Genomic DNA, 12,045 nt, shown 5'->3' with positions numbered 1-12,045 from the left:
GACGATCTCTTCCGCACTGTGTCTCTTTCTGGCCATTTCTTAAGTCCTCCATCGGCTCAAAAGCCATACATAAGGGAGGACCACTTTTCAGGGGGCAGACCAGACGCAACACCCAGAAAGGCTATTGTACGGTTCATTTCACCCCGGAAAATGTCATGAAGCCGGAAGGACTGGCTGTTTGTGAGACGGTCGAAGTACATAAATTTGGTCGAAAATGGGCGGTACAAAGACGGCGTGACTTTCTCCGGGTCGAACGCAATTCGGGTTTTTGAATCGAAGCGACGCCCCAGTTCCCGGTGCCACTTTATATTCGCAAGTGATCTGTCTCCCGCTTGCATTGCGCGACCGTACTCTTCGATGAGGTAACTCATCTTTGAGGCGACGGCTTCTGGGGTTTCTCCGAAAGCCCAATCGTCTTGTTTTGTTTGAACACCGCTGGAAACGACCTTAAAGATGGCCCTTGTCGCAGTCATTCGATCGTCGTTCTTCATTTTAGGATCGGTTAGCGGCAGAAACAGGTCCCAGCCACCTTCCGATTGATTGATCCAATCGTTTCTATGGTCGGGCTTTATAAGGTCGTACGGCGTGAACTCGAACGAGTAGGCTTGACCGAGCCACGATAGCTTATCGGCGGCGGTCTCCATCTCGGGTCGCCGGACGTAGTGAATGTTCGCCCCGATCATTCCTTTGCGTTTCACCAATAGTGCGATCATGACTCCGGTTTGTATACCGAACACGTTATGGGTCGTTCCCGACAATTTGGGATTGTCACGAACATCACCGCCGAGGTCCAACAGCCAGATCTCACTGAACTCGCGTTGGACGACCTTTCGGAAGCCGTCATACGCGGCTTTGGCGATAGGCTTACGACCGATCACGAACGCTATGATACCCTCATCTCCGATGCGGTCGGAGGCCCAGCGCACAAACCGGGTGTACATGTCGTACACGCTGCTTTGGTTCTGCGCCGATCCTTCCTTGACGTAGGTCTGCTTTATTCGTTGATCGACCCGCTCATATGGCCGATTGGCGTTGTTGTGATTGAAGTTTTCTTGCCATGCGTTGTACGGCGGGTTGCCGATGACAACGCTGATCTTGCGCCGGTTCTGACGCTTGATGCGCTCGACATTCTCGTCGGTCAGCGATCCTAGAAGATCGAACTGGTGGCCGGCGTAGATGCCGAGCGCCGCCACGTTATCTAGGGTGTCCACGAAACAGAGGTTTCCGAATTCCGCAAATTGACCGGTGATCGTCTGATAGGTTGCCTCAATGTTTAGATTAGCGACGTAGTAAGGAAGGATTGCTATCTCATTCGCATGCAACTCCTCTCTGTACTTGTGCCGCAGTTTTTCGTGGTTGCCGCGAAAATGCTCAAGCAGTTCGACGATGAAGGTACCGGTACCGGTGGCGGGGTCGAGAATTTCGACCCCGCGATCAACAAGATTTTTTCCGAAGTGCTTTTCACATAGCCAATCGGCAGACCGGATGATGAAACGAACGATCTCGCCAGGTGTGTAGACCACACCGAGCCTGTCCGCCGCCTTAGCATTGTAAACCTTGTAGAAATTCTCGTAGAGCCCTTTCAGGAAGCCTTGTTTTTCCGAATGGCTTTGGATCACAGCGGCGGTCTTAGCGATGCCCGAATAGTAAGGAGCGAGCGCACGCAGCAGGGTAGATTTCTCGCCGCGTCCGAACAACTCGCCCTCAAGCTTGTAGAGTTCGGAGGCTACATTGTTCTGGCGATGAAAGTCGGGGTTATCGAACACCTTTGCGAAGATGTCCTCGGTCAAAATGTGCTGTATCAACATTTCCTGCACATCGCCTTGCGTAACCGTCGGGTTGATTGCTTCCTGTGCATGGTGAAGGAAAGTGGTTTCCGCGAATTCGAACGACTTGGAAGTCTCGCGCTTTTGGGCGATCAGATCCCGCAACGCTTCCAGCACAGCCGGCAGGTCCAGGCTGAACTGACGGACCGCCGCGTTGAAGTCGGCGATTTCCTTGCGTTCGTGAGAAAAAAAGCGAGCGAGCAGTGGGAGTAGCGCATCTGTGTCATCCATCACCGCTCGAGCTACCTCGTGCCCGTCTTGGATCAACACGGCGACATGGTCGTCGGAATAGACAATGTTGTCGCGCGGGTAGCCTTTTCGTGATTTGGCTGCGATCTCGGCATCTAGATCGTCATCGGCATCCTTTGCCTCCCAATAACCAAACGGTACACGTAAGGCGTGGAGCAGCGCGCCGTCGAGATAGATGCGATTCTTTTGTGGAGTGACGATGTCGTGTTCGGGAACGAACTGCAGGTCGTGAGTGCGGCCCCAGCGTTTAAGCAGGTCTTTGAAGGCCTCCCGTAGCACGCTTTCGCGGCGACTGCCTGAGGCCGCTCGCAACCGATCGAGGTCGGCGCGGTATTCATTGATTATCTGACGGCTCAAGCGATTCCCTCATGAGGCCGCATGGCCACAGGATAGAGCTATCAGGCGCAAACTCTCATGTCAGCTTTTGTTACTCTTTCGCCTTATCCGAACTGTCAGAGGGCGGCCCCGATCCAACCGGTATTTTTGGTTATCTGAATGGCAGCTTTCAGGAATTTAGCACCTAGCATCAATGTCTGAGATGGGGTCGGTAGCGGTCACGCTGACCGCTTCCCGACAAATGGCAGCTATCCCGCCGTCGGTGCCGAAAAGCTGCCTGTCTGGAATCGGCCCAAATGTCGCGTGCGGGACCGCAGCGTTGTCCAATCTTGCGATCGATAACAAATTGCGCGGCTGCGTCCTCGTTAAGATCGAGATCGGGAGCTTTGAATTCGAGGCAGCGCTCAGCCGAGCCCGAGCTTTTTCTTCAACTCTGCATTCTCCTTGCGGAGACGCTCGGCAAGGAGGCTCTTCAAACGTTTGTTCTCTTCCTCGAGCGCGATCAGGTCCTTCAGGTCGCCGCTCTCTGATGCTGGTGCAGCGGTTTTCTTCCACTGATAGTAGGTCTGCTCCGAGATGCCGGCTTGTCGTGTGGCGCTTTTGACGCTCTCGCCACGACCGACCGACTTCTCAATCTGGCCAAGCATCTGAGTGCGCTCCTTGGCGGAGTAGATCTTGCGGGGCGCCTTGGCGCGAACAGGAGGCTCAGACGCCGATACCATTGGCTTGGCGGCTGCTTTCGCCGCTGACCGCTTTGGTTGCGCCTTTGTGATTTTTGGCGGCGGAGCCTTCTTCTTTACTTGATCTGTTTCTGCTTTCGCAGGTACCCCGGTGCCGATCTGCACTGATTCAGCTTCCTGTTGGTCGGCCATAAGATGCTCCGCTTGCGGTTGATGCCCAACTTCAGCATCGATGGGTAGCGTATGAGAGTCAATAAGCTGAAGGTTTGGCAGCTTCATCTCCTCGGACTCCCGTTTTGTCTCTGCGGCAATAGCGGACAAGTCAAGATCTCCCCAGATCGAGAGGCTCTGCTTGGGATTGCCCCGCTTGTGTTTGACCTCCACGATGAATGGCCGAGTCTGGTGCCTCATAGTCCCGTCCTTGATGAGAAGCGATTTGCACGACAGGTCGCTGTTTCATGTCGCTTGGCGCAGATCCAACGTCCAGGCCTTATCTCTCGCGGTGAGCTTTATCGGATGAGACCACCGTCGAGCAAGCAATGATTGGAGCCACTTCCCTTGCCACAACACCGGTTTACCACCAGCCGATTTGTAGGTGCCCCCGACACCAATCTCACCGTCCCAGTTTTTGCAGTTCAAAGGTATCGCGACCCTACGCATTCCCTTCCGGCTCTACATCTTCAACGTCGTTATCGGGACAGCGAGACGAGAATCCGGGTGATTTCGGCCCGGGACATGAGGCGCAACGAGCGAGGCTATTATGAGTGAGACACCTGTTCCGACCTTTGCAACGGAGGCGAAAGAGCGCACTTTTGGGAATCCAAGACGTGGCTCTCCGAGAAAATCGACGCCTCCCGAAATTGAGGGGCGTCCGCGTCACGCCGCCATCGCGTCGTCAGCTGCAGGCTCGTTGATACCGTCGCTGGCGGCAAGCTGCGCCTCGACGTCGGCCAGCTCATCGCGTTTGCGCTCGAGATCGGCGGCAAAGGCGAACACCCCACCGACACGAGCCTGATAGGAAGCCAACCGACGCCGAGCGTCATCGACCCGGCGCCGATATCCGTCCAGCTCCCCTTCGAAATTGCCCAGCGCGTTCTCCAGACGGGCAATCGCTCCGATCGGCGTGGTGGTGACGGGGAGCTCGACTTCGTGCTCGCCGCCCGCCCGCCAATGTATTTCGTCGCCGAGTGCATGACGGCATCTGCGCCCAGTTCGAGGGGACGTTGAAGCACCGGTGTCGCCCAGGTGCTGTCCACGACAACCAGCGCGCCGGCCTCATGTGCGATCTGGCTGACTGCGCGGATATCGACGACGCGGATCAGCGGGTTTGATGGCGTCTCGATCCAGACAAGGCTGGTCGGCGCGTCCGTAACAGTCGCCCGCAACGTGTCGAGATCACGCATGTCGACGGCAACGAACTCGAAACGTCGACCGATATCCGTCTCTTCAATGAGCGAGCGGATCCCAAAATACATATCGTCCGGCACGACGATACGACCTTCTGTGGCATGCCCTTCGAACACGGCAGTGATCGCGGCCATGCCAGAGGAAAAGGCCAGAGCCGTGCTCCCTCCTTCGAGCGAGGCCATTGCAGCCTCGAAAGCGTTACGCGTTGGATTCCCACCCCGGATATATTCAAAGCCGGAGCTGAACGTTCCATCGCCACCGCGTTCGAAGGTCGTGCTGGTATGTAAGGGGATCGAAATAGCGCCGGTCGCTGGATCGACGCTGCGGCCGACATGAATTGCCTTCGTCTAATGGTTGCTGAGACCGAGCAACAGCTAGGCTCGGTGCTTGCATGCCGAATCCAAAATCTCCGGCACGAGCAGATGCTGAGCCTCGACGCACTTGCCAAGCTCACCGGCCTTTCCAAGGGCACAGTTGTGGCTCTCGAAAAAGGCAAGGCCAACCCGAGTATCGGCGTCTTGTGCCGGTTGGCTGCCGCCTTTTCGCTCTCTGTCTCAGATCTCCTGAGCAATCCGGCGAACGGCGCGTCGGGCTGTCCGATCGAGCGCTCCACATCAAAGACCTTGTGGACCAGCCCCAAGGGCAGCCAGGCACAGCTTCAGGTGTCCACCTCGGGCCCGACCATGTTCGAGTTGTGGTCGTGGACCATCATGCCGGGCGACGAGTTTCGAGCCGATGGACACAGCCCAGATACACGCGAGCTGATTTCGGTTGCTGAAGGCAGCCTAACGGTTCGTGTCGGTGCCGAAACACTGATCCTGAATGCTGGCGAAGGCGCGCGGCTGGTCACTGATCAGGAGCATTCCTACGCCGCAGCGGGCGATCTGCCCGCTCGCTTTTCCATGTCGGTCCTGGAAAGGGGAGGCACTGCGGACGAGACAGCATCCTTGGAGAACTGACGAACAGCCAAATCCGCAAGACCAACCTGCAAATAAACGTCCACTCCTCTGAAGAAAGAAGCGCCATGTACGTTCCCGCCCATTTTGATGAGCCAAGCCAAGAGGTTCTGCACGAGCTGATCGAGAAACACCCGCTCGGCATCTTGATCACCCATGGATCAAGCGGGCTCGATGCAAATCATATTCCCTTCGATCTCGACCGCACGAGCGGAGATCACGGGACGCTTCGCTGCCACGTCGCACGCAACAACCCGGTCTGGCAGGATATCGCGACCGGCGATGAGGTGTTGGTGGTGTTTCGCACTGCCGACGCCTACATTTCGCCGAACTGGTATCCAAGCAAGCACGAGTTTCACAAGCAGGTTCCGACCTGGAACTACATCGTCGCACACGCTCACGGAAAGGTCACCGTCCGTGACGATGAGCGGTATGTTCGCCGAAATGTCGCTAAACTGACGCACAGGCATGAAGCAAGCCAGACGGTGCCCTGGAAGATGGGTGATGCACCCCGTGAATTCATCGACACGATGGTGAAGGCTATTGTTGGTCTGGAGATCGAGATTACGCGCCTTGTCGGAAAGGCCAAGCTCAGCCAGAACAAGGAGCTGCGCGATATTCGCAGCGCGGGAGAAACGTTGAATTCGCAGGGCGAATACAAAGTCGGGCAGGCAATGCTCGCAGCGGCTCAGCGGAAATCAGATCAGACAGGCCAGTAAACCAGCTTCGCCCTCGAATGCCAGCTTTCGGATGAGCGCTGCGGGAGCAGCCGGCCCACGATGCCTGGTTCCGTGCCAAGGTGTTGCAGGCGCTCGGCCGGCCGAATTCTCCCACCAGCCGACGTTCGTGCCCAGCCAAGTAGCGACTTCCTGGTGAAGCGTTCGGTGGAGCCGCCCAATGCTTCGGACCATGGCTTCCATACCGGTCAGAGTGGTATAGTTCGAGCAGGGATCAGGTTCCAGCAAGGCTAGGCAGACGAGCCGTCCTATCGATTTCCGCTTCTGGCGCAGAGATCAATTGTCAGGCGAAGAGGCGGCGGTGTCGCTCTTGTCATTGGACGGATGTTTCGGAGTGGCCAAGGCGTGACGGAGAGGTGCGGGTCTGATCGCACCTGACCGTCGTCGTGGCCCCGCGGTGATGCCGATGAGGAGTCGCCTGTCTTCATTCCCGCCGTTTTTTGAGAGGGCACACCCACCTGCGTTCTCGATGTGGCATGTCTGACCGATGGTTGACCGCGCTACGCTCGTCTCGCTCTTACCTCGCAACTGCCGGCCTCGACTTTCTTCCCCTGACGAAACCACCCCGCGCGGTAAGCCGCGCGGGGACCCCGATTTTGCCGTCATTCCTCGCGCATCAAGAAAGTCTCACCCGACCGTCCTCCATTGCATTGCGGCCCCTTCGGGGTGCGAGCCGATCGCCACCGGCCTGTCGACTGCCATCGAGGTCGCGGTAGGCGCGGCCCGAGAAACCAAAGGGAATGAGACAATGGCTACCATCGGCACCTTCACCTCCACGGGCAACGGCTTCACCGGACAGATCAAAACCCTCAACCTCAACGTCAAGGCCAAGCTGGTCCGCGTCGAGAACCCCTCCGACAAGGGCCCTCACTTCCGCATCCTCGCCGCGGGCAATGTCGAGCTAGGTGCCGCCTGGCAAAAGGTCTCGAAAGAGACCGAACGCGACTACCTCTCGGTCAAGCTGGACGATCCGAGCTTCCCGGATCCGATCTACGCCACCCTGATCGAAGTGGAAGGCGAGGAAGGTCTTCAGCTGATCTGGTCCCGGCCGAACCGGGATTGATACCCCGGCAAGAGGGCTCCGCCGCAAGGCGGGGCCTTCGAGCATTGCTCGGCTACCGATGAAACCACGACCTCATCGCGATGCCAGATGTTATGGTGCGACGGTTTCTCGGCGCAGTCGCCAAGCATAATCGAGATAGGCGGAACTTTGGCCCCCCCCGCTTAACAACAAATTCCCGTCGCCCTGCAGGGTTCTCCGATCAGTGCACTACCAAGACCGGGGTGTGGCTATGGGCGAGAACTTCCGCCGTTTGGCTCCCCATCAGCATTTTGCGAATACCCCGTCGGCCATGGGAGGCCATGACGATCAAGTCGCAATCGGCGCTTGCCGCTGCCTCCAGGATTGCCGTGGCGGGATGTTCGTTTGGAACGTGAATCGTATTGGCGCTAATCCCCAGTTTGCCCGCCTCAGCCTTGGCCGCAGAAAGAATGTCGTTTGCGAACTCTTTTTGACCCTCGTCATAACGCTCGTAGTCTACAGGGCTGCCGACCCATCCGCCGGTTGTGGACGCCCCCTGTATCGGGAAGCGCTCGGTGGCGGTAATAACAGTCACCTTGCTACCAAGCGCCTTTGCCAGGGATAGCCCCTGATCGACGCCCCGCTGCGCCAGGTCCGAGCCGTCAGTGGTGATGAGAATATGATTGTACAACGCTTGTCTCCTTCAGGCCGGTCTTGCATCACCCTCTGAGGTAATCACCAATACCCCGACCGACAAGCATCACGTCTTCGACTTTCGCCAGCCTGCCTTATGCGCCTCATCCTCGGTGCAGAACCAGCGCTCACCCTTGCCTTCGGTAATCTGGGTATTTGCGTAATATTTTTGACCGGGAACGTGGTAGATGCGTTGTCCCTTGCGGGAGATATTGCCCTTGATTTTGCAGTCGCTGTTCCCAGCGGCGCTGACCAGCGGGATGACCGGCGCCACTGCAATCTTGCCCTCGGCAGATCGCCATTCCCAAGGAGGCTGAAACTTGCCAACCCAAATGCCTAGGCGTTTTGAGCGTGCTGCCGACTGTTGGGTAGCATAGGCGCCTTGTGAATAGCGCGGCCAATCCATCGCATGGCCATTGCTAACGAGCCATCGCTGAACGCTGGAGCCATCCGCTCGATAGCAGTTGCCGACGAAACGCCCATACTGGTCACGCTCGACAAAATCGCAACGGGTCGGCCGTGATTGTGAGAGGAATTCATTGAGCGCGTTGGCGGCGATCTGGCCGCACTGGTAGTCACGGCCTTTCGCGTCTTGGCAAAGCTGCCGGCTCTCCGGCGCGTCGATGCCGTTGAAGCGAACACGTTCACCGTGGATCTCGATCGTGTCGCCATCGATAATGCTGGCGCGGCCGACTAGCTGATGGTTTGCCGAAGCCGTTATGACGAGCGCAACCGTGACAGCAAATAGAGCCGCGATCCTCAATGGCAGTGGACCAAGCCAGTGCTATTATCCATGTGGCAGCATTGCCCCGGCGGTGAGCTTTTCCGGCAGCCACCGCCGTGTGCTGCGGCAACGGTGGTAAGCGCCATCATGGCGATGGCGAACGTTGAAATAAACGCTTTCATGTAAATCCCCTCTAGCCCACCCTCAGCTAACCATCATTGCCAGCTAGCGACAAGCAGGGACGAGATGGCACAACGCATGCTACCGCATTGGCAGGCGTGGAAGCCTGCAATTCATGAGCGTGACGGGGTGGTGCTTGGCTGTATCGGGATACCGGACTCCTGCTGGCCAGGGCAGTGTCGGTCAGTGCGAGATGCATTTTCACGCCAAAGCTGAAATTCCCGCCCGTCGGCATAGTCTGGATGCCTTCACCTCCACCGGCAACGGCTTCTCCGGACAGATCAAGACCCTTAACCTCAACGTCAAGGCCAAGCTGATCCGCGTCGAGAACCCTTCCGACAAAGGCCCCCACTTCCGCATCCTCGCCGCGGGCAATGTCGAGCTAGGTGCCGCCTGGCAAAAAGTTTCGAAGGAGACGGAACGCGACTACCTCTCGGTCAAGCTGGACGATCCGAGCTTTCCCGCTCCGATCTACGCCACCCTGATCGAGGTGGAAGGCGAGGAAGGCCTTCAGCTGATCTGGTCCCGGCCGAACCGGGACTGACACCCGGCAAGAGGGCTCCGCCGCAAGGCGGAGCCTTCGCGCTTTTCCATCGGTAGTGCCACCCGCATGACCGACGGCAATCTTGCCGCCGAAAAAGCTCGTGGCTCCGACGGGATCTTCGGCTCAGGATCAGCCGTTGAGCGCGTCCTTGATGGCTTTCGCCGGCGTAAAGGTCAGCTTCTTCGACGCGGCGATCTTGATGGTCGCACCCGTCGATGGGTTGCGGCCGTCGCGTGCCGGGGTTTCCTTCACCTTGAATTTGCCGAATCCTGGCAAGCTGGTTTCCGCGCCGCCAGTGGCCGCATCGGTGATCTGCTTGAACACGCTGTCGACGATGGTCTTGGCCTGCGCCTTGGTCAGGCCGTTGTCGGTCGCGATCTTGTCGGCAATTTCATTCGCGGTGGTCATGAGTTCTGGCTCCTTTGTGTTGTTACCAGCAACTCTGTGGCACGCAATGTCACGACGGCGGTAGGGCACACATGACCTGCCGCGTCAAAATCCCCGGAAAACTACAGACTTTGGCGTGTTCCTACCTAAGGAGCGATGTATCCGCGCTTGCCCTTGCTACGCGCCAGCCGCGCGAACGCTTTGTCGGCGTCCACGTTTTCATCGAACGTCTGCATCATGGCCTGGCCGCTCGTGCCGATCCGACCCCAGTTACGGACTACCGACACGCCGCCGAACAATGTCGGCTGAACGGACAGCACGTAGAACCGCGCCATGTTTCGGGTAGGATCGATACGACGCAGATGCAGTGTGTTCATCCCGATAGGTTTCGGGACGCCAGGCTGTTTCGTCCAATGAGTAATATGAATCGCTCGGCGATAAACGATTCATGTCTCTGATGATGTGTCGGACGGTGGTAACGAGTTTGGGTGGAAGCGCCTTTTCCAACCCGGAGGGTCGAGCCCCAGCGGGGTGAGCAGGCGGAGGCCGGAACGCGCTCTCAAATAGCGCCGAAGAGACGGCCGGAGCCTTGTGGAAAACGCCGCATTGCCGCTGGGTACATCTTCTATGTTGCCGGCACAGGTGGACAACGCAGCTGCAGCCGCGAATCTAGCGGCGGAATTCGGGCATTTCAGGAGGGGTAGGCTGCGTAAAAGCTAGCGCGTTCTCGCTCGCGCTCACCGAACCCTGAAGAGTTCGGCCCTTCGGTGACGATCGCTCCTGCTAACGTTTGCGCGGCTTGCGCGCAAACTGCTAGCGCGGTGGACCATGCTCCGCTGTCAGGCCGACCCCACAATTTATCTACGGGCCGCTCGTGCAGGACGCGGTGTCAAGGATTCCATTGCTGCCGTTAAGCTGTAAACTATTCACGCGCATGACGAGGACTGGACGATGGGAGATCACACGCATAGCGACAACAAGGTCGAACACGTCGCGATCCAGCGGCGGGAATCTGCACATCGTGTGATGCCCTTTGTGATTGCTCTGCCGTTCAACGTGCTTGAGTACATCGGTCGAGCCGGCTTCTACGGCGCATGGCATCTGCTCTATTTCATAGCCTGCGCATTCCGCGCCTTCACTGCTTTCATGCTGGTTGCCGCGGTCGTCATGCTGCCCATGGCGCTCGGCGTGTTCGTCAATCCGAGCGTCGCGCCGATGCCATGGTGGTTCTTCCTGTTGTCGGCGCTTGGCATGTTCGCCTTCGCGGTCGTCTACAATCTGTTTCTCGACTGGTTCGCGCCGCCGGGCTCGGAGGATCCGTTCGACCGCTACCGGCCGCGAACTAGCAGGAAGCCTTGACGAGCCGGTTCGGGTTCGCTGCCACACCGATCGCCGTACCAACATTGTTGTAACGAGCGCAATACGCTGCTATATAGATGGTCAGGATCAAGGAGGCGGCAATGTTGAGCGCAGTCAGGAAATTCGGTAATTCCGCAGGGGTTATCATCCCCAAGCCGTTGCTCGCCGAAATGGGCGCACAGGCCGGCGACAGCGTCAATCTTCGCATTGAAGAAGGCCGGATCGTTATTGAGCGTATTGTAGAGCCCGTCCGCAAGGGTTGGGCCCAGGATGCACAGCGTCTCGCCGCTGACGGTGATGACGGACTGACGTGGCCTGAGTTCGGAAACGACGAAGATGCAAATCTCACATGGTGAAACGCGGGGATGTCTGGCTCGCCGCACTGGACCCCACGGTCGGCAGTGAAATTCAGAAGACCCGGCCCTGCCTGGTCATTTCACCGCCCGAGATACACGATCATCTGCGCACGGTCATTGTCGCGCCGATGACGTCGGGAAGCCGCCCGGCTGGATTTCGAGTGTCGGTATCATTTCAAGGGGTAGATGGGTTGATCTTGCTTGAGCAGTCCAGAGCGCTGGACAAGCGCAGACTGGTGAAGCGATTAGGTGAAGTGCCGGACGACGTTTTGACAGAAACCCTGCGCACGCTACGCGAACTCTACGAGGAATAGGCCGAGTTGGGCAACGACACCCGCAATGCCGGCCTGGTTGTACCAATGCTCGGGGCCTGGTGCGGCGCGCACGATCCAAATCAAGCTTTGACGAAGCGGTTCGGACTGGTGTCGGCGTCCATGTCCTTTCTCCGGAAGTAGATTGCGCGCCCGCAGCGGATCGGATCGTGCCCCTGGTCTGCCCCCTGAAAAGTGGTCCTCCCTTATGTATGGCTTTTGAGCCGATGGAGGACTTAAGAAATGGCCAGAAAGAGACACAGTGCGGAAGAGATCGTC

The 12,045-nt window shown here is 57.9% G+C and carries 14 protein-coding genes; 7 read left to right on the top strand and 7 right to left on the bottom strand.

Annotated features, from left to right (window positions below):
* Positions 1–56: 56 nt before the first annotated feature.
* The 3 genes from ACX3P0_RS24760 to ACX3P0_RS24750 all read right to left on the bottom strand — a co-directional run bounded on the left by ACX3P0_RS24760 (position 57) and on the right by ACX3P0_RS24750 (position 4,791).
* Positions 57–2,432 carry a type ISP restriction/modification enzyme gene (locus ACX3P0_RS24760; protein ID WP_459092809.1) on the bottom strand — a complete coding sequence of 792 codons (2,376 nt, stop codon included), beginning with the start codon at positions 2,430–2,432 and terminating at the stop codon, positions 57–59.
* Between the two features lie 383 nt (positions 2,433–2,815).
* Positions 2,816–3,502 carry a transposase gene (locus ACX3P0_RS24755; protein ID WP_459092807.1) on the bottom strand — a complete coding sequence of 229 codons (687 nt, stop codon included), beginning with the start codon at positions 3,500–3,502 and terminating at the stop codon, positions 2,816–2,818.
* A 347-nt stretch (positions 3,503–3,849) separates the two neighbouring features.
* Entirely contained in the window at positions 3,850–4,791 is a 942-nt protein-coding gene (locus tag ACX3P0_RS24750) for an aminotransferase class I/II-fold pyridoxal phosphate-dependent enzyme (protein WP_459092813.1), read from the bottom strand.
* 39 nt (positions 4,792–4,830) lie between these two features.
* Between ACX3P0_RS24750 and ACX3P0_RS24745 the strand changes: the two genes are divergently transcribed.
* The 3 genes from ACX3P0_RS24745 to ACX3P0_RS24735 all read left to right on the top strand — a co-directional run bounded on the left by ACX3P0_RS24745 (position 4,831) and on the right by ACX3P0_RS24735 (position 7,254).
* Positions 4,831–5,457 carry a helix-turn-helix domain-containing protein gene (locus ACX3P0_RS24745; protein WP_459092805.1) on the top strand — a complete coding sequence of 209 codons (627 nt, stop codon included), beginning with the start codon at positions 4,831–4,833 and terminating at the stop codon, positions 5,455–5,457.
* 65 nt (positions 5,458–5,522) lie between these two features.
* Entirely contained in the window at positions 5,523–6,173 is a 651-nt protein-coding gene (locus ACX3P0_RS24740) for an FMN-binding negative transcriptional regulator (protein WP_459092803.1), read from the top strand.
* A gap of 766 nt (positions 6,174–6,939) precedes the next feature.
* Positions 6,940–7,254 (top strand): DUF736 domain-containing protein, encoded by a 315-nt coding sequence (locus ACX3P0_RS24735; RefSeq protein ID WP_459092801.1) that lies wholly within the window; start codon positions 6,940–6,942, stop codon positions 7,252–7,254.
* A gap of 199 nt (positions 7,255–7,453) precedes the next feature.
* Here the strand turns inward: ACX3P0_RS24735 and ACX3P0_RS24730 are convergent, their stop codons facing one another.
* The gene (locus ACX3P0_RS24730) at positions 7,454–7,903 is read right to left on the bottom strand and encodes a universal stress protein (RefSeq protein WP_459092799.1); all 450 of its coding nucleotides are present in this window, start codon (positions 7,901–7,903) and stop codon (positions 7,454–7,456) included.
* A gap of 69 nt (positions 7,904–7,972) precedes the next feature.
* On the bottom strand, positions 7,973–8,668 hold the full coding sequence (locus tag ACX3P0_RS24725) for a thermonuclease family protein (RefSeq protein WP_459092797.1): 696 nt from the start codon (positions 8,666–8,668) through the stop codon (positions 7,973–7,975).
* 334 nt (positions 8,669–9,002) lie between these two features.
* On the opposite strand from ACX3P0_RS24725, the gene ACX3P0_RS24720 reads away from it, so the two are divergent.
* The gene (locus ACX3P0_RS24720) at positions 9,003–9,353 is read left to right on the top strand and encodes a DUF736 domain-containing protein (protein WP_459092811.1); all 351 of its coding nucleotides are present in this window, start codon (positions 9,003–9,005) and stop codon (positions 9,351–9,353) included.
* Between the two features lie 129 nt (positions 9,354–9,482).
* On the opposite strand, the gene ACX3P0_RS24715 is transcribed toward ACX3P0_RS24720, so the two are convergent.
* Both ACX3P0_RS24715 and ACX3P0_RS24710 read right to left on the bottom strand, forming a co-directional pair.
* Positions 9,483–9,761 (bottom strand): HU family DNA-binding protein, encoded by a 279-nt coding sequence (locus ACX3P0_RS24715; RefSeq protein WP_459092795.1) that lies wholly within the window; start codon positions 9,759–9,761, stop codon positions 9,483–9,485.
* A gap of 125 nt (positions 9,762–9,886) precedes the next feature.
* On the bottom strand, positions 9,887–10,117 hold the full coding sequence (locus ACX3P0_RS24710) for a WGR domain-containing protein (protein WP_459092793.1): 231 nt from the start codon (positions 10,115–10,117) through the stop codon (positions 9,887–9,889).
* A 574-nt stretch (positions 10,118–10,691) separates the two neighbouring features.
* Between ACX3P0_RS24710 and ACX3P0_RS24705 the strand changes: the two genes are divergently transcribed.
* From ACX3P0_RS24705 to ACX3P0_RS24695, 3 genes are all read left to right on the top strand, one after another.
* Positions 10,692–11,099 carry a hypothetical protein gene (locus ACX3P0_RS24705; protein ID WP_459092791.1) on the top strand — a complete coding sequence of 136 codons (408 nt, stop codon included), beginning with the start codon at positions 10,692–10,694 and terminating at the stop codon, positions 11,097–11,099.
* A gap of 101 nt (positions 11,100–11,200) precedes the next feature.
* On the top strand, positions 11,201–11,455 hold the full coding sequence (locus ACX3P0_RS24700; protein WP_459092789.1) for an AbrB/MazE/SpoVT family DNA-binding domain-containing protein: 255 nt from the start codon (positions 11,201–11,203) through the stop codon (positions 11,453–11,455).
* Positions 11,449–11,769 carry a type II toxin-antitoxin system PemK/MazF family toxin gene (locus tag ACX3P0_RS24695; RefSeq protein ID WP_459092787.1) on the top strand — a complete coding sequence of 107 codons (321 nt, stop codon included), beginning with the start codon at positions 11,449–11,451 and terminating at the stop codon, positions 11,767–11,769. The genes ACX3P0_RS24700 and ACX3P0_RS24695 overlap by 7 nt, the downstream gene beginning before the upstream one ends.
* Positions 11,770–12,045: the final 276 nt, after the last annotated feature.

Source organism: Mesorhizobium sp. A556 (assembly GCF_054489545.1).
This window is presented reverse-complemented; position numbering and strand designations above follow the sequence as displayed.